This is a genomic window from Streptomyces colwelliae, assembly GCF_048158785.1.
GTDB lineage: Bacteria > Actinomycetota > Actinomycetes > Streptomycetales > Streptomycetaceae > Streptomyces.
Genome location: NZ_JBLTJC010000136.1, coordinates 1 through 25,690, shown reverse-complemented (window position 1 = coordinate 25,690; position 25,690 = coordinate 1). Strand labels below are relative to the sequence as shown.

Sequence of the window (25,690 nt, the reverse complement as noted above, 5' to 3'; positions counted from 1 at the left end):
GGACAACCAGGGATGGAGAGGTCGTAGAAGCGAAGGGGTCGTAGCGGCGAGGGGGCCGTAGAGGCGTGGAGGTTTTGGTGGAGGCGAGGCGGCGGCAAGGGCGAGGCGGTCGCAGAACCGGCCGAAACCGGGAAGCCACCCGGCGTTCCCCGCAGGGCGACCTCCGGCGGGGCCCTCACCGCTTCCCCACACCGCTCCCCCACTCCACTCTCACCGGCCGACCTGGGCATATCTCTGCCCTTGCCTCCATCTGCGTCGGCATCGGCAGTACCGTGTCGTTCATGCGCCCCGACACGCCCGCCGAGAACGTCGACCACCCCGCCGAAGCGGCCCGCCTGGAGCGGACCGCCGCCCGCTACCCCGAGGACGCCGAAGCCCTGCTCCTCCAGGCCGCGGCCCACCTGGAACTGGCCGGCGACCGCCCCGCCGCCACCGCGCTCTACGACCGCCTGCTGTCATCGGCGGACGCCCTGGAAACCCCGCATCTGGTACGGGCCCTCAAGGCCTCGAACCTCTGGGAGTACGGCCACGAGGCCGAGGCCAGGGCCATCATCGACGGGGTGCGGACCGCGTCCCCGCGCGATCCCGCCCCCTGGGTGATCGTCGCGGAGTCCCTGGAGTCCCACGACGAGTTGGAGGCGGCGCAGGCGACGTTCACGGAGGGCGTGACGCTGCTGCTGACCGACGTACCCGAACCCCCTTACTCCACCCACCCGTTGCTGTTCGGCCGACACCGGGTACGGCGGATGCTCGGCGTGTCCCATGACGAGTGGGACACGCTGGCGGACACGTTGCACTCGTCGCCGGTGTCGTTGGACGAACTGCACGACCCGAAGCGGGTGTGGTCGCTGGGGTCGGACAACCCGGCTGAGCTGGAGGCCGAGATCTCGCGGCTGCGGGCGGAGCTGGGGGCGTTCCGGGAGGCGTTGTCGCGCCCGTTCCCGGTGGCCGTACTGCACTGGCCCGAGGGCGAGTTGGCCGAGCTGGTGGGGGCGTACGAGTCCCTCGCGGTGGAGTACCCGTCGCACGAGGAGCACCTCGCGACGATAGAGGGATCACTGCGCGAGCTGGCGGCGAGCGGTACGCCGAACCTCGGGATCGTCACGGGGACGGTGCCCTCTTATGAGGCCTTCGCCGCGTCCGAGGGTGCCTCGCCGGGGGACGCGGATCTGTTGCCGCAGTACGCGACGACGCTCGCCGCGCGGGGGCGGGCCGTGGTTTGGCCGCCTCAGCGGGGGGCCAGTTGTTGGTGTGGGTCGGGGGAGGCTTATGGGGAGTGTCACGGGGTCACGCAAGCCTGACGGTGTCCCGGCTCCAGAGGTCGGCGCCTCGGAACGCAGGGCCGTTTTCTTCCGATCCCGTCCCTCCTTCACCTCGGGTTCGCGCTAGCGTCACATGTGACCAGCTGAACTGGCATGCCCGCATGCGTCCGGGTGTGTCCCGGCCCGCGAGGAACACGTGCATGCCGCCCTACGAGCCGTCTTCGGAATGGCAGTTCGACGTACCCACCGACGGAAGCAAGCGGCTCCCCCCGGCGGCCAGGTCGTTCGAGTCGCTCGCACACCAGGGCTACGGATTCGAGGCGGCCATCGCCGACCTGATCGACAACTCCATCGACGCGCATGCCCGTGACATCGTCGTGAGTTTTCTCCGGGACACCGGGGAGCAGGGCGGCCGTGACCGGCTCGTCGGTCTGCTCGTCATCGACAACGGGGACGGCATGGACGAGGCGGGCCTGGACACGGCGATGACCGTCGGCGGGCGCAAGGGGTACGCGCCCGGCGCGCTCGGGCACTTCGGTGCCGGTCTGAAAGCCGCCTCCCTCTCGCACGCCGACGCGCTCACCGTGATCAGCCGGACCAGGCGGAGCCCGTCGGCCGGCCGCCGCTGGCTCACCGCCCGCGCGCAGGCCGACTTCACCTGCGACATCGTCGACGCGACATACTGCCAGGATCTGGTCGACCGGTACGACGGCGTCATCGGCTGGCAGGGCACCATCGTGCGCTGGGACCACGTCCGCACGTTCGAGACCATCACGCACGGCCAGACCGACCGGTACCTGGAGGACGCGATCGAGCGGCTGGAGACCCATCTGGGCCTCTATCTGCACCGGTTCCTCGCCCGTGAGGACTTCCACGTCGACATCGTCGTCGAGGACGTGCACACCCGGGAGGAGCTGGACCATCGGGGTGTGGAACCCATCGACCCGTTCGGATACCGCGTGCCGGGCAGGGCGGGCTATCCCCGTACCTATGCCGCCCCCGTCGCGGGCGTCGGCGACATCAGCCTCACCGCGCACATCTGGCCGCCCAAGTCGCCGCTGGTCGCGTACCGCGGCATCGGGTCGCTCAGCGAACGTCAGGGCTTCTACCTCTACCGCAACGACAGGCTCGTCCAGGCCGGCGGATGGAACGACACCCGGAGCGCGGAGGGCCATCTCGCGCTCGCCCGGATCGCCGTGGACCTGCCGCCGGAGCCGAACGACGTGTTCGCCCTGACCGTCAAGAAGGACGGGGTCCAGGTCACCCCGGCCTTCGCGCGCGGGCTGGAGAAGGCGACGGACCCGTCGACCGGTCACGCCTTCGCCGCCTACGTCCAGGAGGCCGCGACCACCTACCGCGAGGCCGCCCGGCGTCGTACGGAGGTCAGACGCAAGGCGGTCGTCCCGCCGGGCAAGGGCATCGACCCGAAGGTGAGGAGAACCCTGCGGGACGAGTTGCCGCAGCTGGAGGGCGAGGAACCGATCATCTTCACCTGGGACCGGCTCACAGGTCCCGACGGTGTCGACCCCTCGGATCTGCTGTTCACGATCGAACACAAGGAGCGTCGGGTCGTCCTCAACAGGGACTACCGACAGGCTTTCAACGGTGGTCGCCGCGGCGGCTCCAACGACGCCCCGGTCCTGAAGGGCCTGCTCTATCTGATGCTCAACGAGATCTTCCAGAAGGAACGGCTCTGGGCCAACCAGACCGACAGGATCGCCCTGTGGAACAGCGTGCTCGTCTCAGCGGTGCGCGCCGAACTCGCCCGTGACGAGGGGTAGTTCCCTCCCCCGACACCCGTTCCCGTCCGCCACCACAGAGAGTCTCCCGACCGTCGTGACCGAGAACACGCCCGCCGCTCCCGACCTGCTCGTCGACCTCCACGGAGAGGCCCTCGACGCGATGAACCGGCGCGGCCCCAGGCACTTCGCCAAGTTGGCCTTCGCGCTCTCCGAAGGAGACGAACCCGGGGACACGGACATGCTCCGTTTCCAGGACCGCGTCCTGGAAGCGGACCCCGGCGACGAACTGCTCACCCTCTGGCGCCGCAGGCTCACCGCCTGGGACTTCGAGACGTCCCCGGCCTGGTCGGAGACTCCTCCCCGTACTCCGGAGCGACGCGCGGAGGTGTACGAGAAGCTCGCCTTCGACACCGGTCTGCGCAAGGCCTTCGACACGGTCGTCCCCGTCCGCACGGAGCCGGGCCCGGTCACCATCAGCCGCGAGTTCCAACCCTGGTACACCCACGAGCGGGCGGTGAACCGCTCCTTCTACTGGACCTCGTACGAACGGCTGTTGCGCCGCAAGGGTTGGAGCGACGTGGCGGTCTCGGGTCTGGAGGAGGCCGCCCACGCCGTCGTCGAGCGCCTCGCCGACCCCACCCGCGACACCCCCTACGGCGCCCGCGGGCTCGTGGTCGGCTATGTCCAGTCGGGCAAGACCGCCAACTTCACGGGGGTCATGGCCAAAGCCGTCGACGCGGGCTACCGGCTGGTGATCGTCCTGGGCGGCACGCTCAACCTGTTGCGGGGACAGACCCAGCGCCGTCTGGACATGGAGCTGATCGGCACGGAGAACATCCTGGGCGCGGCCGACGCGAACGACCCGGACGCGCTGGTCGGCGTCGACTACCAGGACGACGAGGACTGGCCCGGGAAGTTCGTCTCCTTCGGTGCGCGTCCCTCCGTGCTCGGCCACTTCGACATCGAACGCCTCACCTCGCGCGACCGCGACTACATGTCGCTCGAACGCGGCATCACCGCCCTGGAGTTCAAGAAGGCCGACCCCGCTCTGCCGCTGTACGACCCGGCGAATCTGCACGCCGCCCCGGCCCGCGTCATGGTCGTGAAGAAGAACAAGTCGGTCCTGGAGAAACTGGTCCGGGATCTGAGGAAGTTCGGTCCGGCCCTCGGCGAGGTCCCTGCCCTGATCATCGACGACGAGTCGGATCAGGCCTCGGTGAACACCACCGACCCGAGGAAGTGGGAGACCGGAACGGTCACCCGCACCGCGATCAACGGTCAGATCAGCAGGCTTCTCCAACTGCTGCCCCGCGCCCAGTACGTGGGCTACACCGCCACCCCGTTCGCCAACGTCTTCATCGACCCCGGCGACGAGAAGGACATCTTCCCGCGTGACTTCCTCATCTCCCTTCCCCGGCCCGTCGGTTACATGGGTGTGCAGGACTTCCACGATCTGGACGGCACCGAGGACGAGGCGGGCAGCGCCGAGGAGAAGCACGTCCGAGGCATCCACGACTTCACCGGCGACCGGCTCCAGGAGGCCCTGGACGCCTTCGTCCTCACCGGCGCCCTGAAGCTCTACCGCGCCGAACACGGCGTGGACGAGGAGCCGTTCCGCCACCACACGATGCTCGTCCACGAGTCCGTACGGATGGCCGAGCACACCGCGCTCGCCCAGCGCATCACCACGTTGTGGCACAACTCGGCGTACACAGGCCCCGAGGGCCATGCCCGCCTGGCGGACCTCTTCGAGAAGGACGTCAGGGCCAACGCGGACGACTCCCTGCCCACCCCGACGACATACGCGGACCTCAAGCCGTACGTGCACGGGTCCCGCCGGCTCATCAACCGGGGCGGCGCCCCCGTCATCGTCGTCAACGGCGAGAGCGAGGGCGACTACTCCCAGGCCGCCCTGGACTTCGACCGCACCCCGAACGTCTGGAAGATCCTCGTCGGCGGCACGAAACTGTCCCGCGGCTTCACCGTCGAGGGCCTGACGGTCTCCTACTACCGCCGCACGACCCAGCAGGCCGACACCCTGATGCAGATGGGCCGCTGGTTCGGCTTCCGGCCGGGCTACCAGGACCTCGTACGGCTGTACATCGGCCGCGAGGAGCAGCTCGGCCGGGGCCGGTCCTCGAAGACGGTCGACCTCTACGAGGCCTTCGAGGCGATCTGCCGCGACGAGGAGGTCTTCCGGGCCGAACTCGCCCGCTACGCCCCGCTGGTGGACGGCCGCCCCCAGGTCACCCCGGCGCAGATCCCTCCGCTCGTGGCCCAGCATCTGCCCTGGCTGAAGCCGTCGGCCCGGAACAAGATGTTCAACGCGGAGCTGGTGGAGGTGCGTTCGGCGGGCGTGTGGCAGGAACCCACGGCCTATCCCGAGGATCCCGAGTCCCTGCGCCACAACGTGGAGTGCTGGGAGCCCGTCCTCGGCGCCCTCTCGCCCACCGTGGTCTCCCTCGCCGTGGAGGGCGGCCCCCGGTTCGACGCCCGGTTGGGCACGGTGTCCCACCGGGATCTGCTCACGGTGCTGTGCGATCTCCGTTGGTCGATCCCGGAACAGTTCTCGCCCCACCTGGAGTTCCTGCTGGGCGCCGGACAGGAGCCGGTCACGATCGACGACTGGGTCGTGGTCACCCCGATGCAGACGTCGGCCCGCGGGAACGAGGCCCGTGTACTGGGACACGGTCCCTTCTCCCTCGCCCACCGCACACGGCGCCGGAGCAATGTCTTCGGTGCCATCCGCGACCCCAAGCACGTGGCGGCGTCGATGCGTCTGGCGGGGGTCCCCGAACCGCCCGGCAACGCGACCGTCGAACGGTACGTACGTCCGCGTCGGGGTGCGCTGGTGCTCTATCCCGTGGTGGAGTCCGAGCCCCGCGTCCTGTCCGACGGATCGGTGGACCCGCGTGACCTCGTGATGGCCTTCACCTTCGTCGCGCCCGGCTCCTCGGTGGGGCCGCGGCGTCCGCTGGTCCGGTTCCGCACGATCGACTCCAGCCGGCAGGATGCGGTGGTCATCGACCGCGCCGACCCACGTTCCTGAGGCAATCCGACATTGGACGACGTGAGACCTTCCTCGCCCGGCGTCTCCGCACGCATGTCCCGACAGCCGAGCAAGGACACGGCGGCCGAACTGGCCGTGCGTCGCCTGCTGCACGCTGCGGGGCTGCGCTACCGGGTGGAGTACCCGGTGCCCGGCATGGCGCGGCGCCGCATCGACGTGGCCTTCACCCGGGCCAGGGTGGCGATCCTGATCGACGGTTGCTTCTGGCACGGGTGTCCCGAGCACGCGACGCGGCCGAAGGCCAACGCGGAGTGGTGGCGCGAGAAGCTGGACCGGAACATGGCCCGCGACCGGGAGACGACCGAGCATCTGATCGCGCGGGGGTGGACGGTGCTGCGTTTCTGGGAGCACGAGACCCCCGACGCGGTGGCCGCACGGGTGGCGGCCACCGTGGGAGAACGGCTCGCGGAGCGGACGAGGGGGAGAGAAGAATGAGTGGTCCGACGTTGGTGGATGTGTGCACGGGTGCGGGCGGGCTCGCTCTCGGACTGGAACAGGCGGGATTCGAACCGCGCCTGCTCCTCGACGACGACGAGTCGGCCGTCACCACTCTGCGGGCCAACCGGCCGCGGTGGAACGTGCTCCACACGGACCTGCTGGACTTCGATCCGGCCGAGCACCCCGAGAGCCACGACGTGGATCTCCTGTCGGCCGGCCTGCCGCGGGTGAGGTCGAACGCGACCGTCGGACGGGCGGATTCGCGGGCGGAGGAGCGGCTGTTGAAGGCCACGGTCTATCTCGTCCACGCGATCAGACCTCGGGCGGTGCTCATCGAGAACGTTCCCGGTCTCGCCGAATCGGACGAGTACCAGCCGTTCCGTGATTTCGCCCATGCCGAACTGGCCCATCTGGGATACGAGTTCAGCTGGTTCGTCCTGAACGCCGTGGATTTCGGGGTGCCGCAGAACCGTCGCCAGGGCGTGCTGGTGGCCGTGGAACGACAGCGGGCCGAGGCGTTCAGGCCGCCGATGCCCACCGTCGAGGAGCCCATGACGGTCGGCGCCGCGTTGGAGGCCTCCATGGCCTCCCGCGGCTGGAGGGGCGCGGCCCGTTGGGCCGCCCAGGCGGGCCGTCCCGCTCCGACCCTAGTCGGGGGCTCGCGGAACCGGGGCGGCGCCGATCTGGGACCGTCCGGGGCCAAGAACACGTGGGCGACGATGGGAGTGAACGGCCATACCCTCGGCGACGTGATACCCGACTCCGATTTCGACTGGAATCCGGCACTCGGCCGGGACGGCATGGTGAAGCTCACGGTGGAACAGGCGGCACTGTTGCAGGGTTTCCCCGAGACTTGGGAGATCACCGGTCGCAAGACCGCCCGGTACCGCCAGGTCGGGCAGGCCACCCCGCCTCCCGTCGGGCGCGCTCTGGGTCGTTCCGTGCTGGCGGCCCTGAACGGTAAAGGATGATCTTTGGGCCGGCTAGACTCCGCCTCATGAGCAGCACGGCGCCCCAGCAGTCGATTCTGGGCAATCCATACATCCTGGACCTTTTCGCCGGCCCGGGAGGCCTGGACGTCGCCGGGCACGCTCTCGACATCCGGAGTCTCGGCATCGAGTGGGACCGGAGCGCGTGCCTCACGCGGTACGCCGCCGGGCTGGAGACCCTGCACGCCGATGTGAGCGCGGTACGCAGGGACGCGTTCGAGTCCCTGCCGCCGGAGATCAACATGCTTGCCGGCGGCCCGCCGTGCCAGACGTACTCGGTGGCCGGGAAGGGAGCCGGGCGTCAGGCCCTGGACGAGGTCAAGGGGTACATCGAGCGGCTGACGGCGGGTGACTCCGACGAGGCCGTCGACAAGGATCTCAGCACCCTGTCGGATCCGCGGACCGCGATGGTGCTGGAACCTCTCCGGTACGCGATCCAGGCGACCCGGAGCCCGAACCGTGGCGGACGGCCCTACGACGTCATCGTCCTGGAGCAGGTCCCGGCGGTCATCGCGCTCTGGCAGCACTACGCCACGGTGCTGAAGGAGACGGGCCTGCCCGACGGCACCAAGTACGACGTCACGGTCGGGGTCCTCTCCACCGAGGCCTACGGCGTGCCGCAGACCCGGTCCCGCGCGGTGCTGATCGCCCGCCGTGAGGGGCTCGGTCCCCCCTCCCTCCCGCAGGCCACCCACCGGGTCTACGACGCGAAGGCGTGGAACCGGCAGAACGGACAACAGGCGGACCAGGCCCGGCAACCGACGCTCGACGAGGACACCGGGCCCTCGGACGACTCGACCCTGCTGCCCTGGCGGTCGATGGGCGACGTCCTCGCGGACCCGGTGGGCGAGCACCCGGGACGCGCCGTCCCCTTCCTCGTCCGCTCCAACTACGGCAGTTCCGGGATTCCCGGCCGACGTGGGGTGCGGACCGACCGGCAGCCGGCCACCACGGTCACCGGGCGCATCTCCCGTTTCGTGGTCTTCGAGCACCTCGACGAGAACATCGTCTTCGAGGGCGATCGGTTCCACATGAACGAGGCGGGGATGCTGCAGAGCTTCCCGCCGGACTATCCGTGGTCCGGCACGGCGCAGGCCCAGCAGGTGGGCAACGCGGTGCCCCCTCTGTTCGGCGCACACCTGTTGAGCGCCGCGCTCGGCCTGCCGACACCGGACGCCGACATACTGCGCAAGCCCTGGCAGCGAGCCACCGAGAGTCAGCGGGCCAAGCTGCGCAGGGACGGCTGCGGTGACGCCGACTCCTGCACCGGGAAGTGCCCGAGTCCCGCGACCCAGGGCCCTCCCCCTTCCGTCCCCCCGACGGCGCGGCCGGCCGTCGGAGGTCCGCGGCGTCCGGCCGCACTCGTCAGTCGCGGCTCTTCCTCCCCCTGACCGGGGCGGTCGCGAAGAGGTCCTCGAAGCAGGCGGTGAGCGCGGCCACGGATTCCTCCGGTGCCGGATCCTCGTCGGGTCCCTGCGGAAGGCTGTGTCTGCCCACCGGTGGCGCGGACTCGGCCTCCGCGACCCAGTCCCGCATCCGGGCGGGGTCCTTGGAGGTGTCCGGCCCGATGACGTCGTAGATCAGCGTCGCTCCGGCCGCGCTGATCGCCACGCAGAGACCGTTGATCTCCCGCCCGGTGGTGACCCGGCCGGTCCTCAGCAGTCGGACGATGGCCTGGGCCGAGGGACGGTGGTCGATCAGCTCCAGCCGGAGCACGGTGTGGATGAGGTCCTGGTTTCCGCACGCGGTCTCGACCGGCTCGTAGTCCGGGCCGTTGCGGAAGAGTTCGGCCGCCCACCAGAGGCGGGAGAAGCACTGCCGGTCCGCGGCGCCACGGAACCGTTCGGGGGCGATACGCCGCTCCGGCCTGTTCGCCGTGGCGCCCGAGAGGTGCCGCCAGGCGACGTAGTCGGGGGCCACGGCGAGGGCGAGGTGGTTCCAGAGACGTCTGTCCGCTGCCTCCCGTCGTGTCAGGCGGAGTGTGGCGTGGAGCCGGGGGGCCAGCCACGCGTCGGCTCGCGTGCGGTCCTCCCGGAACTCGAACATGGCGTCCTCGACCAGGCCACGGAGCGGCTCGACCACCCACCTGGCGTCGTCCTCGGGCAGCGGCTCGACGACCTTCGCCAGGTCGATGCCGCCGTGCACCTGTTCGGCTGTGATCAACTGCTCGGTGAGGAACGGGTCCATGGCCGAGGCGGCGAGCAGCCCGAGCCGCTCGGGTACATGGTTCGGTCGGGTGATCATGACTCACCTGCTCGGTTCATCTGCTCCAGGCCCCGGATGACGAATCCGAGGGCCTTCCTGGCTTCGGCGCGGCGGATCGCCGCGTAGTGGATGCGGGTCTGGAGTTCCGGCCAGCCGGACTCCCCGGTGCGTCGTCGGTGGACCTGGCGCAGGGCTTCCTCGACGTGCACCCCGGGGACCACGTCCGGGAGCATCTCCCTCAGAACCTCGCCCTGCCAGTCGGTCGGGAAGACCGGGCCGCCTCCGGGTTCCACCTCCAGGTCACCGACGGCGGCGTGGAACACCGCGGTCCAGACGTCGGTGGCCATCTGCGCGACCAGGAGGTCGCGCACCTTGCTCTCCAGTCCCGAACCGCCACTGTCCAACAGGTCCATGACGCCTTCGAGTTCGGTGTTGACCCACACGGTGGGGACGCGGGCCGCGGGGTCCACGATCCAGGGGGCGTCGGCGTACGCGCGGAGCCATTCCCGGGAGCTCTTCGGGAACGAGGCCTTCTGGACCTCCAGTCGAAGCCCGCGGACGGGTTCCTCTGAGACCGCGTCGACGATCCAGTTCCGGTCGGTCTCGGCGACGGCCCGTCCGCGCACGCCGTCCACCGTGCCCACGGCGAGGACGGCCAGGGAGGCCCGCCCCATGTGGTCGTCACGGACGACCTCCAACGAACCGGACCAGTCCCGGCCGTCCTCCGTGTCCCGGTCGAGCCTCACGGAGGTACGGACGTTGGTCTCGCCGTCGGTCAGCACCGCGAGGACGTCCAGGTCGGACCATGCGGCGTCCGGTGCGTTCGCACCGGGGGGCAGGGTCGCCGACAGGCCGATCAGGGCGCTCACCCAGTCGTCGCGACCGGCCACACCGAGTGCGACGGTCTGCTGCTGGGTGGAGTACGCGGTGGTCTCCAACTGGTCGCGGGTCCCGTCGGTGAGCCTGATCGACACAGAGGTCACCCTGAGCGAGACGGGCCGATTGAGCCGCTTGTAGGGATAGATCTTCACTGTGTCATTCCCCCTTGCCGGCCCGGAGTTCGACGACGAGGCGGGTGAGCGCCGTTCTGACCGGATGGCTGGTGACGTCGGTGGCCCCCCGGAACTTCGCCCGCCGTGTCCCGGGCGGGAAGTACAGGACGCCGTCCTGCACCTCACAGCCCTCGATCGCGACGAGTTCCGCCCAGTCCAGTCTCGGGAGTCCTCCTGAGCGCACGTCCAGTTGGGCCACCGGCACCATCGGGGTGACCTCGTCGCCTCTGGGAATGCTGACCTCGGCGACGATCTGCCACTCCCCGGCGTCGCCGACCGTGGCCTCCAGCACGTCCAGTACCGGGACCACCGGCCCGGTGGGCACCTTGGCCTGTGGTTTGTTGCGCACGGTCAACGCCTTGCGCAGGGCTTCCCCTCCCTCGGCCCTGATACGCCGGGGACGGGTCACGATCTCCTTGACCGCGTTGTTGACCTCGGTGGTCAACTGGTTGATACGGCGGTAGGCGGTGGGCGACCAGCGGAGGGTCAGCTCCTCGGTCTGCCCCCACCGATCGTGCTCGGGCGGTTCGGAAGCACGCAGGAATTCCTCGGCCTCCTTCGCAAAAGGAACCGATTCCCCGGCGGCCTCTCCCACCAGGAGAACGGCCTGGAAAGGATTGGTCCCGACCGGCAGCCTCGGTACGCCGGCCGTCTTGACGGTCATCCGGTTGCCGCGCAGCGAGTGCACCTGGTTCTTGTGCCCGTCCCTGTCCTGCGTGTCCTCGGTGACCAGCAGGACCGCCTGATGCGTGCCCAGGGTTCCACCGGCGCCCCCGGAACGCGGCAGCTTCAGGGGCACGCTGCGTGCCGCGACCTGTCCAGCTTCGGTGAGACGGTCGACGGTGGCACCTTCGTAGTGCGCCCTGAGGGCTCGGGTCCGGGAGGGCTGTTCGCGAGTGGGATCCACCTGCTCCTCAGGGACGACGACTTCGCCGTTGCGCAGGGAGCGGACGGACACCTCCAGCAGCGGGAGCCTGTTGCCGCCGCCGGTCATCGCCGCCCAGAAGTCCCGCCCCAACGCGGTGACCAGGCGTCGGTGCATCCGCAGGAGATCCCGGGCGTCGTCGTGGGCGTCCTGGTCCAAGTCGTCGGATTCGACGTCGAGTTCGGTGTCGGACGCCTTCTCGTCGAGGCTGGCCACATCGTGCGCTCCGACGACGAGGAAGGAGGTGCCGGGCTCGTCGTTGTCGCGCGTGAGGTGCAGACGTTCCGCCGTCTCCTCGTCCGCCCACCACGAGCGGACGATCTCGGCTCCCTCCGATTCGGGGTCCGGGCGGCCGAACCAGGCGGGGCCCGCGAACTGGAGACCGTCGACCTGACGCCAGGGCAGTTCGAGCCGCCCGACGAGCCGCCGTTCGGTACGTCCCTCGTGCGGGACCGACAGCGTGGAGTTGATGAGCACGAGCCCCAGGGCACTCGTGGCCCAGAGCGTCGCCTTGCCCAGTCCGTACGAACCGCCCGCGCCGTGGCCCGACTTCAGGCTCTCCAGCTGACGTCTGACCACCGCGGCGAACTTGCCGTCCTCGTAGTCGTCACCGATGAGTCCCGAGGCGTTGTAGTCGTCGATCCGCAGCAGGAGCAGACGCCCCTTCTCGTACATGTCGCGTACCCCGGCATCCACGACCCGCCCGACCTTCTGGCTGCCGGCACTGTCGGAGACGGCGGAGTAGTGGGGGAACAGTTCATTCCAGAGGATCGCCTCCCGGAAGGCGTCGAGCGCCTCACCGGTCAACTCGTGCAGGGTGTAACGGACCCTGACCGGCCGTCCGTTCTCGGTGAGGCGCTCGTCGAGGCTGTTCTGGCAGGTCTCCCGGGCGAGCACCTGCACATCGGCGTCGAAGGCGAACGCCGCGGCATTGCCCAGGTCCCGACCGCCGTCGGGATAGCCACGACGGTGGTACCAGGTGATCGGCAGGCCGATCTGGGTGTCGGTGGTACGGGTGTGCACCGTGCCGAGGTCCGTGCCGAGCGCCCGGGCGATGTCGGCCATGACCGTGGGACGTGGGGTCGACCTGCCGGTGATCCACGCGGAGACGGCGGCCCGTGTCAGTTGTAGTTCCTCGGCCAGTTCGGCCTGCGTCCTGCCCGCGAGTTTGAGCTGCCGGGCCAGCCAGGGCCCGAACTCCTCACCTGTCTCCACGCGCCACCTGCTCCTAGCTGGGAGCCGCAGACGGGTCGCCTGCGGCGAACAGGAGGCTAATTTGACGCGAGGAAGGCTGTCAACTGATGGTTGATCGCTCGGCAACCACCCTTGCGGTTCATTCAAGTCATCCAAATGCCCACGATTGCCCTGATTTGCCCCATTTCGCATTCACTCCACGAAGGGGCCGTCCGGGTCGACGGAAGCTTATTGACGGTCTTGCGCTCGACCGGTAGAGTTTGTGTTGGCGGATTTGCCGCCCCGTTCGATCTCTCCACAAGAGAAGTCGCTCGGCGGGCTAGAGCTCTGTCCACAATCCAGATTTCTCGTGCCCGAAACAATTACATTAATCGTCGCCGGTCCGCCTCCACCCAAGGCGCTGGCGGAACACCAAGCGGACCCTGTACCGTGGTTCCGGAGTAAGCGAAAAGCGACTCAACCACGGGACTTTGTCATGCCTGAATACAATCCCGTGCCCAAAATTCACAATTCCAAAAATTCGGGGGTTTATATCTTCATGGACGGGCAGAACGACGACGATTACATGTTCTCGGGTCGCGACCTGAGCTCTTTCGGTTTGCACATTCGGGCAGCAGGAGGTGAGGCACAGAAGCAGGGCGTCATCGATTGGTTCCACACAAGCAAGAAGTACGTCGTCGGTCACCACCCCGACCTGGCCAGGGAGGTGATGGACCTGCCCGACAAGCCTCCCAGTTGCTGAGTTTGAAGTCCCCCTCCACCCACAGAACGCGCTGTTCGGCGGGGCCGAGCATCGTCGTCCCCTGACACAAGTGCGACACGACGGAAGCGGATGGGCCGGCGAGACGTACCCGCCGGCCCGGCGCTCCCCATTTTCTTCCGGACCTTTACGTCAACAGGAATGCTGGAGCAATGACACCGTCGTCCTCTGCTGTGATCAAGACTGTTCTCGAACAATCATCCCGAGTTCTCCAGACCTACTCCGTCGACCCCGGTCTCGTGGCCGAGCACGCCAATGGCGAACGCCGGATCACCCAAGGCGGATACGGCGACCGTCAGCTTTTCGAGCTTGTCCAGAATGCGGCCGACGAGATCTCCGCCGAGCCCGGCGGAAAAGTCCACGTAGTCCTCACCGGGACCCATCTTTACTGCGCGAACGAGGGAAGTCCGGTCACCGCCGAAGGTGCGGAGACAATTCTCCGGATGAGCATGTCGAAAAAGCGCGGAGGCCAGATCGGACGCTTCGGTGTGGGCGTGAAGTCGGTGCTCGTGGTGACCGACGCACCTGAATTCTTCAGCGTTTCCGGAAGTTTCGGTTTCGATCGCGCCTGGTCGTACGACCAGATCCGTTCCGTCTCCGATGTGACGGCCCGATACGGCCCGGAATTCGACGCGCCCGTGCTGCGTATGGCCCGACCTCTCGACATGGCGGCCGAGCGTGCCGGCGATCCCGTCCTGCACGAGCTGCTGGCCTGGGCGACCACCGTCGTCCGCCTGCCGCTGCTCCCGCGGGCCGACGACCGGCTGGGCAAGGACATGCACGGAGGTCGCGCCAAGGACCACGGTCTGCCCCGCGACGAGTTCCCCACCGGGTTCCAGCTCTTCTCCCCGCACGTCGCGACGGTCGTCCTTGAGGACCGTCGCCCCCGGCCCGTGGCTCGTCGGGTCCTGACGACACGGCAGTCCGGTGATCTGCGCACCGTGATCGAGGAGAGGACCGGGAAGGCCACCGCCTCCGAGGACTGGCGGGTGTTCACCACCTCCCACGAGCCGGGGCCGGATGCCCGCGCGGACGCGGGAGAACTCCATGACCGGCTCGCCCTCGATCTCTCCTGGGCCGTCCCCGCCCTGCGCGAGGACCCGGAGAGCGGCCTGTACGTCAACCCGCAGACCCGTGGTCGCGGCACCTTCTGGTCCTTCTTCCCCACGAAGTACGAGATGTCCTTGAGCGGCATCGTCAACGGCGCGTGGAAGACGAACGAGGACAGGCAGAACCTGCTGGACTCCTCTCCCTTCAACCAGGAGATGATCAGGGTCGCGGCGGCCCTGGTCGTCGATTCGCTCCCGGCGCTCGCCCCCGCCAAGGACCCCGGCGCCTACCTTCCCCTGCTTCCCGGCCGTACCAAGGAGACGATCAGCTGGGCCGACGATTTCCTGACCCGGGAGATCTGGGCCTGCACCGCGACCCGTCCGTCCCTGCCCGACCAGGACGGGGTGCTGCGCGTCCCCACCGAGTTGCGCGTGCACCCCCGGCTCGACAAGGACCCGAAGAAGACGACCGGTTGGCTCCGGACGTGGCACGACTGCCCGGGGCGCCCCTCGGACTGGTTGCACCCGTCCGTCGAGGCCGACACCCTGCGCTCCGGAAAGGTCCAGCACATCCTGGAAGCGGCCGGGCACGAGCGGTCGGACGTCCGTGCGTGGCTGGAGGCCTTGGTGGAGGCGGGCGGCGTCGAGGCCTCCGCGGCGGCGATCCGGATCCTCGCGGACATGGTCGAGTCCGGTTCACCGCACGTGGCGGAAGCGCGCAGAGCACACATCGTGCTCACCGAGGAACACGGACTCGTACCGCCCGTGCCCGGCAAGGTGTTCCGTCGCGCCGACCAGGACGGGCTGCCCGAGTCCACGGTGTACGTGGTCGACACGCTCGCCCAGGACCCGTCGCTCGCCCACGCGCTCAACGTCCTCGGGATCCGCGAGGCCGACATCGAGGGACGCTTCGTCAGCGTCCTGGACCAGGGCTTCGACGGCTACCGGGGAGCGGAGTGGGAGCGGTTCTGGCAGCTGTTCCGCCTGGGCGGGGTCCGCCGGTTGGGACACAAGGTGCTGGAGCGGGTGACCACACCCCGTTCGACCCTGCACGTACGGACCGTCGACGGGCGGTTCCGCCCGGTCGAGGACTGCATGGTGCCCGGCCCGGTGGTCGACGCCCGACGCGACAGAGCCGTGGCCGTGGACATGTCCTTCCACTCCGACGACGTGTCCTTCTTCGCACAGATCGGACTCGTGGACCGTCCCGTCCCGGGGGTGCAGCCCAAGGAAGGAGAGGCCTGGTTCGACGAGTATCGGGAAGCCGTCCACTCCGCCTACCTGCGCGGTCTCGACACCCGTGCCCCTCGTCCCACGCTGAACCGGATGAAGGTGGAGGGCGCTCCGATCGGTGGTCCCCTACACCTCTTCCGCGCGCTCTCCGAGGAGTCGCGAGCCGCCTTCCTCAAGGCTCTCCCCGACGACGCCGTGGTGGACAACTGGACTCGTCAGATCGGCGCGCAGAGCGCGACACGACAGGCCGTCATCTCACCGATCCGCTGGATGTTGCGGAAGTACGGGACCGTCGCCACCTCTCAGGGGCTCAAGCCGCTGCGCGAGGCCGTCGGGCCGCAACTGGGCGCCTACCGCGATGTCCTGTCGGTGGCCGCCCTCTCCCCGGAGAAGGCCCGCAAGCTGCGGCTCCCCGCGACGATCGACGAGGTTCCCGGCGACCGGTGGGAGACGCTCCTCGACCAGGTGTCCCACAGCGAGGACGACGCGTTCGTCGGAGCCACCTACGTGATGCTGACCAGGGTCGGCGCGGACTTCCCCGACGACTCCCTCACCCGCTGCCGGATCGGCGACACCTGGGGCACGCGTCCGGACGGTGAGATCACCGTCGCCGTCGGGACGGTCGAGTACCGGGCCCTGCGTGCCGAGCGGCTTCCGGCGCTGCTGATGCCGAGTGCCGGGGACGCCGAGTTGATGGTCGAGAAGTGGGGCATGCTCCGCCACTCCGACGTGATCAGCAAAGAGACCCGGGAGGTCGTCGACGGCGACCCCGTACCGCTGGTCGAGCTGTACCCCGGTCTGCGACTGCGTCTCAACAGCTCGAACCGCAACAGCCTCGTGCAGCGCTGCACCGAACTGGAGGAGATCACCCGCACTCCCAACGGCACCCATGCCTCGCCGCTGGAGGCGGTGCGCCAGGACACCGTGGTCAAGGTCCGGGTACCGCTGGCTCCCGAGCCGATGCTGCGTCTGATCGACCGCGAACTCGGGCTGGGGCTCGGCGCGTCCGGTTGCCGGGCCGTACTGGAGCACCAGGAGCAGATGGCGCGGGACAGCGCGCTGCAGGCCGCCCGCAGGGCCGTGCGCGAGGCCGAGGACGTGGTGACGAAGATCGAGCTGCTGATCGGCGCGGACGCCCTCCGGACGGGTCTGCCCGACGGGCTGGTGGAAGCCGAGATGCGGGAGACCGACCGGGCGGAACCGTCGGACCGCCGGATCGCCCAGATGGCGTTCAACGCACATGGGGACGGTGTGCTCCACCAGCACGCCAGGGACATCCAGGCCCGGTTCCCGGACGCGCCGCTCTCCTACAACGGCTCGTCGTCCGCTGTCGCCTTCGTGTCGAACCTGCGGCTCCCGGCCGCCTTCGCGGGCTCACGCACCCCGACCCCTCCGTCCACGGAGACCATCGACGGCCCCCGGGACTTCCCGAGCCTGCACGAGTACCAGGAGGACCTGGCCCGCAACATCACCACCATGCTCGACCGGCTGGCACCCCAGCGCGGCATGCTCTCCCTGCCCACCGGAGCGGGCAAGACCCGGGTCACCTCCGAGGCCGTGATCCGCTGGGTCAAGCGCGTCGGGGATCTGCGGGGGCCGATCCTGTGGATCGCGCAGTCCGACGAGCTGTGCGAACAGGCCGTACAGAGCTGGAAGTTCGTCTGGAGCAAGGTCGGGGCGGACTGCCCACTGACCATCAGCAGGCTCTGGGGCGGCAACGAGATCGGCGACGTCGTCGAGCATCCGCATCTCGTGGTCGCCACGGACGCCAAGCTGGAGCGGTGCCTGGAGACCGACGAGTACGCGTGGTTGCGTGAGGCCTCGCTCGTGATCGTGGACGAGGCCCACACGGCCATCTCCAAGCGGTACACCGAGATCCTGGGCCGGCTGGGACTCACCCAGTACGAGACGAGGCGACATCTGCTCGGTCTGACCGCCACCCCGTTCCGCAACACGAACGAGGAGGAGACCCGCAGGCTGGTGAGCCGCTTCGGAAACCGGCGGCTCGACGAGGGCGTCTTCCCGTCCGGTGATCCCTATCGGGACCTGCAGGAGTGGGGAATGCTCGCGCAGGTCGAACACCGCACCCTGGAGGGCGGTCACATCGAGCTGACCCGCGACGAGAAGGCTCAGGCCGACCGGATGGCGATGCTCTCCCGGGCCGCCGAGCAGCGGCTGGCCGACGACCACGAGCGCAGTCGCCGTATCGTCGACGCGGTCGCCGATCTCCCGGAGGACTGGCCGACCCTGCTCTTCGCCACCTCCGTGGACCACGCCAAGTACCTGGCGGCCATGCTCAACGACCGCGGGATCCTGTCCGCGGCCGTGGACGCCACCACCAGCACCCAGGAGCGGCGGCGGAGGGTGGAGGAGTTCCGCAACGGACGCATCCGGGTCCTCACCAACTACGGTGTTCTGGCCCAGGGCTTCGACGCTCCCGCCACGCGTGTCGTGGTGGTCGCCCGGCCGGTCTACAGCACCAACGTCTACCAGCAGATGATCGGTCGTGGACTGCGCGGCCCGAAGAACGGCGGTGAGGAGACCTGCCTGATCCTCAACGTCAGCGACAACATCGCCAACTTCGACACCAAGCTCGCCTTCACCCAGTTCGAGCACCTCTGGAGCCGCGCGTGACCGACGCCTACCTCGACAGTCCCCCGCTCACCGAGGAGCAGCGGGCGGTCGTCGAACAGCCCTGGGACGCCCGGGTCCTGGTCACCGCCGGGGCCGGCGCGGGCAAGACCCACACCCTGGTGCGCCGGCTCGACGCGCTGTGCGGGAACGAGGACCCGGAGGCGGCTCTGGAGGCCGCCGAGATCCTGGTGCTCACGTTCTCCCGGGCGGCGGCCAGGGAACTGCGCGAACGGATCACCCGGCACGGCGAACGCGCCCATCGGGTACGCGCCCGGACGTTCGACGCCTGGGCCTACGAGGTGCTCCTGCAGTCGCGTCCGGACGTCGAGTGGGGAACGGTCGCCTTCGACGAGCGGATCGCCGCCGCGGCACAGGCGGTCGAGAAGGGCGCGTTGGAGATCGGCGACGCGGTCCCGCCGGCGCACGTCGTGATCGACGAGGTGCAGGATCTGCTGGGCGGACGCCGTGAGTTGGTGGAGGCGCTCCTCGACCGGTACCAGGAGAGTTGCGGCTTCACCGTGGTCGGGGACGCGGCCCAGTCCGTGTACGGGTTCCAGATCGAGGATCTCGCCGAACGGGCCGACGAGACGGGCCGGTTCTTCGACTGGCTGCGCTGCTCCTACCCCGACGACCTGGTGGAACTGCGGCTCACCCGGAACTTCCGCGCCACCACGCCCGAGGCCCGGGTCGCGTTGGCGTACGGTCCCCGCCTCCAGCGGCTCGACGACCCGAGCGAGGCGGAGAGCCTCTACGACGGACTGCGCGACCTGCTCCTCGACCCGACGAACGGCATGGGCGACCTCGACGACGAGTTCGCCCTGGCGGGTCTCAGGGACCTGACCGACACCTGCGTCGTCCTCACCCGCGACAACCAACAGGCTCTCGTGGTCTCCGAGTTGTTGCACGCACACGGTGTCGAGCACCGGTTGCGGCGCCCGCTCGAGGAGCGCCCTGTGCCGTACTGGGTGGCCGAGCTGCTGCGCCGTACGCAGGCGACCGGCCTCACCGAGGACCGGTTCACCTCCCTGCTCACGAAGATCCCTCTGCCGTACTCGCCGGACGCCGGCGCGCTGTGGACGGTGCTGCGTCGGGTGGCGCGTGGCGCCGGACACGGTGTGCTGGACGTGGACCGGTTGCGCCGTGCGGTCGCCGAGGGCCGGTTCCCCGACGAGGGGGCCGACCCGGAGACGGCTCGGATCGTCGTCTCGACCGTCCACCGGGCCAAGGGCCTCGAGTTCGACCGGGTGATCGTCCTGTCCCCGCCGACCGTCGCCGATCTCCACAAGCGGTACAAGGACGGGCTGGACCTCCCTGCCGAGGCCCGCGCCCTGTACGTGGCGATGACGCGCCCCCGCCAGGATCTGTACCACGTGACGCCGCCCGAGCTGCCGCACTTCAAGAGGGCGGGCAGGCGGCACGACGGCCGGCTCTTCCTGGGGTCGTGGCGGTCGTACGACAGGTTCGGGATCGTCGCCGCGGCGGGCGACGTGAACCGGGACGACCCTCCCGGTCACGGGACGGACGCCGCGGCCGCCCAGGCGTATCTGCTGGACCGGGTCCGTCCAGGTCAGGAGGTGGTGCTGCACAGACGGCACGACCTGCCCATGGGTGATGCGCAGAGCCCGCCGTACGTCCTTCTGCACGACGGCCGGGAGATCGGGGAGGCGTCGCGTCGGTTCCGTGAGGGGCTGTTCCAGGTGCAGAAGGTCAGCCGTACCTGGGACCCTTGGTGGCCCGACGAGATCCACGGCCTGCGGATCGACACCCTGGAGACGGTGACGGGCAGCATCGCCGCCGGTGCCAACGCGGGACTCGGTGATCGAGGTGTGTGGATCGCCCCGCGGATCACCGGCATCGGCCGGTACCGCCGCGCCGACATGGACGAGGAGCAGAGCGCATGACACACGGGGAAGGCCGGCACTCCGAGCACTACCGGGTGCGTGACGAGGAGCTTCTGGCGGGACTCCGCCGTGAACTGCTCGGCCCTTCACCGGACGCGGCACCGGAGGAGCGCGAGGAGGTCCTCGCCCAGGACGCGCCCATCGACCGCTATCTGACCGGTGTGCTCTATCCGCGGGCGACGAAGGCGCTCAGGGACGAGAACGCCGCCGAGGTGGACGGCCTGGACGTCGCTCCGGAACTCCGGCGCGAGGACTCCGAGGAGTCCGGAACCGCGCAGGAGGTCGCGGCCTCCGGGGACCGCCGTCCCTCCTCCATGGGTCTGACCTTCGCGGTCGACCCGGCCGAGAGCGGCCCGATCGTGGTGTCGTCACGCGCGGCCGTCTACGAGCCGACCGACGCCGACGGAAAGCCGATCCCGGCCCGCCGTGCGGAGGCCCGCACCACCGAGGACCAGCGGGAGCGGTGGCGCCGCAAGGAACTCGATCTCCCGGACTTCACGATCGATCCCACGACACCCGACGGCGACGGACGGGAGGATCTCGACGAGAGGGTCCAGCTCCGGGTGAACGTCCGCCGCCCCGACCCCGTCACCCGCACGGTCACGATCACCGTCACGCTGGTCAACACCCAGACGGTGGGCGAGCGGGACCTCCAGGACGCCTTCGCCCTGTTCCAGTGCGCTCTGACGGTCCGGGCCGCCGATGGTTCCACCGCCTTCGTCGAGCGTCCCGCGCCGGCCGCCGCGCACGACCCGGAGATGGCCACGAGCAGGCTGCTGCACCGTCACGCCCCGACCTTCGCGGTCGGTCACGGCTGTGCCGCGGCCTGGGACTGGACGCCGCCGCCGATCGGCGTGAGCGATGCCGTGGACGCCGCCGTCCCCGAGATCCGGAGCGTGTTCGTACCCACCGTGGAGGTGCTCCTCACCGACTCCAACCCGGAGATCGACAGCTCGGCGCTGTCCATGCTCGGTCTGGCGGAGCGGCCCGACGACGAGGTTCTGACCGCCCTGGAGGACCTCGTCTCGGGGTACGAACGCTGGATCGCCCGGAAGGCGGTCGAGGCGGACGCCCTGGCGGGCGGCCCGTACGAGAAGCCCGCGCGGGACCAGGTGGCGGCCTGTCGCGAGGCGCTCGACCGGATCCGTGAGGGCATCGGACTGTTGCGGACCGAGCCCGATCTGATGCGGGCGTTCCGACTCGCCAACCGTGCCATGGCGGACCAACGGGCCCGCAGCGCCTGGGTGAAGAGCGGGCGCCACGGCGCCCCGGACCCGGCCGCCGGCCGCTGGCGCCCCTTCCAGATCGCGTTCGTCCTGCTCTGCCTGGCCGGGATCGAGGACCCGGCGCACCGCGACCGGCAGGTCTCCGACCTTCTGTGGTTCCCCACCGGTGGTGGCAAGACCGAGGCCTACCTGGGGCTGATCGCCCTCACCTCCTTCCTGCGCCGCATCCGCCGCGGTGCGGACGGCGGTGGTGTCGTCGTCCTCATGCGCTACACGCTGCGGCTGCTGACCCTCCAGCAGTTCGAGCGCGCGGCGATCCTTCTCTGCGCCATGGAACAACTGCGCCGTAACACGCCCGAGTTGGGCGGGGAAGAGTTCTCCGTCGGCATGTGGGTGGGGCGTTCGGCCACCCCCAACAAGCTCGCCGAGGCCGACGCCAGGCTCGCCGAGCTGCGCGCGAACCTGGACAAGCGGCTCGCCACCGAGAACCCGGTCCAACTGCACGCCTGCCCCTGGTGCGGGACCCGCCTGGACGCCCGGGACTACGAGGTCGACACGGAGGGGCGGCGGATGCACGTCCGTTGCCCCGGGGAGGACTGCGACTTCGGTGACGGGCTGCCCGTCCACCTGATCGACGAGGCGGTGTACGCCGCCCGACCCACGCTGGTGATCGCCACCGTCGACAAGTTCGCGTCGATGCCGTGGCGTCCGGAGACCGCCGCCCTCTTCAACCGCGACGACCCGAACGGCGCCACTCCTCCCCCGGAGTTGATCGTTCAGGACGAACTCCACCTGATCTCGGGCCCGTTGGGGACGCTCACCGGCCTGTACGAGACCGCCGTCGACGCGCTCGCCGACCGGCCCAAGGTGATCGCCTCCACAGCCACCATCCGTCGAGCCGCCGACCAGGGCCTGCGTCTCTTCGATCGCGAGGTGCGCCAGTTCCCGCCCGCCGGTCTGGACGCCCGTGACTCGTGGTTCGCCGTGGAGACGTCCCGCGAGGAGAAGGCGAGCAGGCGCTACGTCGGTCTGCTGGCCCCCGGCACCAGCCAGTCCACCCTGTTGATCCGCACCTACGCGACGCTGCTGCACCGGGCCGAGCAGGCACGGACCACCGACGAGGTGCGTGACGCGTACTGGAGTCTGGTCGGCTATTTCAACAGTCTCCGGCTGCTCTCCGCCGCCGAACTCCAGGTCCACGACGACGTGGTGGCCTACCTCGAGGTACTCGCGGAGCGTGAGGGTGTGGCGGTCCGCGAGGTCACCAACTACTCGGAGCTGACCAGCCGCATCGACGCCAGCGAGATCCCCACCCGCCTCAAGGGCATCGAGAAGAGGCTCCCGGACGAGGACACCGTGGACGTGCTGCTCGCCACCAACATGATCGCGGTGGGCGTGGACGTGGACCGCCTCGGCCTGATGGCCGTGATGGGTCAGCCGCAGACGACCGCCGAGTACATCCAGGCCACCAGCCGCGTCGGCCGCGCCCACCCCGGTCTGGTCGCGGTGATGCTCAACTCGGCCCGTTCCAGGGACCGTTCCCACTACGAGAGCTTCCAGCACTACCACTCGGCGCTCTATCGCGAGGTCGAGTCCACCTCCGTCACACCGTTCTCCGCGCGTGCCCGCGACCGGGGGCTGCACGCGGTGATCGTGGCACTCGCCCGCATCCTGATCCCGGCCGCCCGACCCAACCCGGGCGCGGGCGCGGTGGATTCCTACGAGGACGTCCTGCGCGGACGCATCAAGACGGTGCTTCTGGAGCGCGTCGACGGAGTCGCCCCGGAAGAGACGGCCGCCGTGTCCCGGGCCTTCGACGAGTTCGTCGACTGGTGGTGCGAAGAGGCGGACATCCACAGCGGCCTGGTCTTCGAGCCTCTCCGGGGCCGTCGCACGCCGTCGCTCCTGAAGGCCTTCGACGACAAGGCCGAGGACGCCGACGCGTGGTCCACGCTGTGGAGCCTGCGCGACGTCGACGCCGAGTCCGCCCTGTTCCTGGAGGGAACCCGATGACCCCGCCGCCCGCCCGCCGTCGCCGCTCCGGCGCCGACGGCACCGCTCCCACCCACAACCTTCCGCGACGCGGCGCCGTCCGCCGCGCTCAGGCGATCACCACGTACGGCGTCGGATCGCTCATCGCGGTCGACCACGAATCCTTCGTCGTCTCGGGCCTGGACAGCGCGGACACGAGTTGGAGCGCCGAGGAGTCCCCCCGGATCCACGAGCGCCGGCTGGAGCGGCTGCTCGAGGTCGACCACTTCCGGCTGCCCCCCGCGTCCGACGACCGCAGCAAGGACGGAGTGCGGGTCCGCCGCTTCCCCTTGATGCACTCCTGTCCCGAGTGCGACGAACTGCAACGGCATCGCGCCTTCAACCCGCCACCGGGCCGGAGCGTCTGCGGCACGTGCGAGGTCGATCTCGTGCCCTCCCGTTTCGTGGTGGCGTGCGAGAGCGGGCATCTCGACGAGTTCCCCTACTGGCAGTGGGTGCACCGCTCCACCGAGCGGGGTGCCTCCGCAGCGGGACAGTGCGGCGGCCGGCTCAAGCTCCGCACGTCCGGTCGTACGTCGTCACTCCGGTCGATCCTCGTCTCGTGCACCTGCGGGAAGGCCCCCGAGGTCTCGATGGAGGGCTCCTTCCGCCGGAACGCGCTCAAGGACCTGGGCCTCAGGTGCCGGGGCTCCCGACCGTGGCTCGGTTCCTCCGCCGCGGCGCCGGGGTGCGGGCTGGACCTGCGCACGCTCCAGCGCGGTTCCTCGGCGGTGTGGCAGCCGGTGCAGAAGTCGGCGCTCTCCATCCCGCCGTGGAGCGACAGCCGCACGGATCCGCTGGCGGAGCACTGGAACGCGTTGCGCACGTACGACAGTCGCGAGCACGTCGAGATCTATCTCCACGGCGTGTTCAAGGGGAACTGCCCGGTACCGCTGGACGAGGTGATGACGCTGCTCGCCGCCGAGCGCGAGGAGGACCCCGACAGCGAGAATCCGCCCTCGTTCGACCATCGCTACCGTGCCCTGCGCGTCAAGGAGTACGAGAGCCTCCGCTCGGGGAACGACGCGAGCGAGCACTCGCGCGAGGAGCAGTTCGTCTGCGAGACCCCGCTGGGCGACAGCGGCGTGCTCGCCCCGCTCGGCGTCACGGGCCCGATGCTCGTCAAGAGGCTGCGCGAGGTGCGCGCGCTGAAGGCCTTCACCCGGCTCGCCGACCCCGACTCGACGACCGACGCGAAAGAGGTGCCGCTGTCCGCGTCTCTTCTCCGCTGGCTTCCGGCCATGGAGGTACGCGGCGAAGGCGTGTTCCTCCGGCTGTCCGAGGACCGCCTCGGTGTCTGGGAGAAGGTCCCGGCCGTGACCTCCCGGATCGAACGGATGCGTTCCGCCCACCAACGGGTGTTGGACCAGCGGGCCGACGACCTGGGCCAGGCGGTCCCTTCCCCGGCCACCCCCCGCATGGTGCTCCTGCACACCCTGGCCCACGTCCTCATCAACGAGTGGAGCCTGGAGTCGGGATATCCGGCCTCGGCGCTCCGCGAGCGGCTGTACGCCGCCGACGACATGGCCGGTGTACTCGTCTACACCGCGACCAGCGACTCCGCCGGAAGCCTGGGCGGGCTCGTGGCCCAAGGCGAACCCGACCGTCTCGACCGGACGATCCGCTCGGCCGTCCGCCGCGCCGAGTGGTGCTCCTCCGACCCGCTCTGCGTGGAGACCGAGGCCTCGGGCACCAGCGGTACGAACCTGGCCGCCTGCCACGCCTGCGTGATGCTCCCGGAGACCAGCTGCGAGCACAACAACATCCTGCTGGACCGCGCGCTGCTCGTCGGCACCCCGGAAGACCCTCGCCTGGGCTTCTTCGCGGACGTACGACAGCAGTGACATCCGATCGGCCAGGCCCTGGACCGGAGCGGCTCCAGGGTCGTCCGCCGTCCTGAAGGGATACGCCGGCTGAGGTTCCAGACGCCGGGCCCCCTTCGGGTGCGCGAACGGGCTGATCCCCCGTCAGACGTGCCG

At 69.6% G+C, this 25,690-nt stretch carries 14 protein-coding genes; 11 read left to right on the top strand and 3 right to left on the bottom strand.

All coding sequences use genetic code 11. From position 1 onward, the window contains the following. The first annotated feature begins 281 nt into the window (after positions 1-281). The 6 genes from ACNFOC_RS26550 to ACNFOC_RS26525 all read left to right on the top strand — a co-directional run bounded on the left by ACNFOC_RS26550 (position 282) and on the right by ACNFOC_RS26525 (position 8,892). Entirely contained in the window at positions 282-1,301 is a 1,020-nt protein-coding gene (locus ACNFOC_RS26550) for an SEC-C domain-containing protein (protein WP_416961596.1), read from the top strand. A 161-nt stretch (positions 1,302-1,462) separates the two neighbouring features. Continuing rightward, the gene (locus tag ACNFOC_RS26545; RefSeq protein WP_416961595.1) at positions 1,463-3,043 is read left to right on the top strand and encodes an ATP-binding protein; all 1,581 of its coding nucleotides are present in this window, start codon (positions 1,463-1,465) and stop codon (positions 3,041-3,043) included. Between the two features lie 121 nt (positions 3,044-3,164). Further along, positions 3,165-6,053, top strand: a complete 2,889-nt coding sequence (locus ACNFOC_RS26540) for a Z1 domain-containing protein (protein ID WP_416961598.1) — start codon at positions 3,165-3,167, stop codon at positions 6,051-6,053. Positions 6,054-6,107: 54 nt separating this feature from the next. Then, on the top strand, positions 6,108-6,509 hold the full coding sequence (locus tag ACNFOC_RS26535; protein WP_416961597.1) for a very short patch repair endonuclease: 402 nt from the start codon (positions 6,108-6,110) through the stop codon (positions 6,507-6,509). Further along, entirely contained in the window at positions 6,506-7,483 is a 978-nt protein-coding gene (locus ACNFOC_RS26530) for a DNA cytosine methyltransferase (RefSeq protein ID WP_416961593.1), read from the top strand. The genes ACNFOC_RS26535 and ACNFOC_RS26530 overlap by 4 nt, the downstream gene beginning before the upstream one ends. Positions 7,484-7,509: 26 nt before the next feature. Beyond that, positions 7,510-8,892: a DNA cytosine methyltransferase gene (locus ACNFOC_RS26525; protein WP_416961592.1), complete on the top strand. Its 1,383-nt coding sequence runs from the start codon at positions 7,510-7,512 to the stop codon at positions 8,890-8,892. On the opposite strand, the gene ACNFOC_RS26520 is transcribed toward ACNFOC_RS26525, so the two are convergent. The 3 genes from ACNFOC_RS26520 to ACNFOC_RS26510 are packed head-to-tail and all read right to left on the bottom strand — an operon-like array spanning position 8,867 to position 12,898. After that, positions 8,867-9,745 (bottom strand): DUF6339 family protein, encoded by an 879-nt coding sequence (locus ACNFOC_RS26520; protein ID WP_416961590.1) that lies wholly within the window; start codon positions 9,743-9,745, stop codon positions 8,867-8,869. The genes ACNFOC_RS26525 and ACNFOC_RS26520 overlap by 26 nt on opposite strands. Next, positions 9,742-10,737 carry a hypothetical protein gene (locus ACNFOC_RS26515; protein WP_416961589.1) on the bottom strand — a complete coding sequence of 332 codons (996 nt, stop codon included), beginning with the start codon at positions 10,735-10,737 and terminating at the stop codon, positions 9,742-9,744. The genes ACNFOC_RS26520 and ACNFOC_RS26515 overlap by 4 nt, the downstream gene beginning before the upstream one ends. A 4-nt stretch (positions 10,738-10,741) precedes the next feature. Next, entirely contained in the window at positions 10,742-12,898 is a 2,157-nt protein-coding gene (locus ACNFOC_RS26510; RefSeq protein WP_416961588.1) for a helix-turn-helix transcriptional regulator, read from the bottom strand. 454 nt (positions 12,899-13,352) lie between these two features. Here ACNFOC_RS26510 and ACNFOC_RS26505 point away from each other — a divergent pair, with 454 nt between their 5' ends. The 5 genes from ACNFOC_RS26505 to drmB all read left to right on the top strand — a co-directional run bounded on the left by ACNFOC_RS26505 (position 13,353) and on the right by drmB (position 25,555). After that, complete coding sequence (locus tag ACNFOC_RS26505; RefSeq protein WP_416961587.1) at positions 13,353-13,619, top strand: hypothetical protein; 267 nt, start codon at positions 13,353-13,355, stop codon at positions 13,617-13,619. Between the two features lie 170 nt (positions 13,620-13,789). After that, positions 13,790-18,553, top strand: coding sequence for a DEAD/DEAH box helicase (locus ACNFOC_RS26500; RefSeq protein WP_416961586.1), 4,764 nt, complete (start codon positions 13,790-13,792; stop codon positions 18,551-18,553). Beyond that, positions 18,550-20,454 (top strand): UvrD-helicase domain-containing protein, encoded by a 1,905-nt coding sequence (locus tag ACNFOC_RS26495; RefSeq protein ID WP_416961585.1) that lies wholly within the window; start codon positions 18,550-18,552, stop codon positions 20,452-20,454. The genes ACNFOC_RS26500 and ACNFOC_RS26495 overlap by 4 nt, the downstream gene beginning before the upstream one ends. Beyond that, a complete protein-coding gene (locus ACNFOC_RS26490; protein ID WP_416961584.1) occupies positions 20,451-23,693 on the top strand; it encodes a helicase-related protein in 3,243 nt (1,080 codons plus the stop codon). Before ACNFOC_RS26495 ends, ACNFOC_RS26490 begins: the two co-directional genes overlap by 4 nt. Continuing rightward, on the top strand, positions 23,690-25,555 hold the full coding sequence (drmB, locus tag ACNFOC_RS26485; RefSeq protein WP_416961583.1) for a DrmB family protein: 1,866 nt from the start codon (positions 23,690-23,692) through the stop codon (positions 25,553-25,555). The genes ACNFOC_RS26490 and drmB overlap by 4 nt, the downstream gene beginning before the upstream one ends. Positions 25,556-25,690 lie beyond the last annotated feature (135 nt).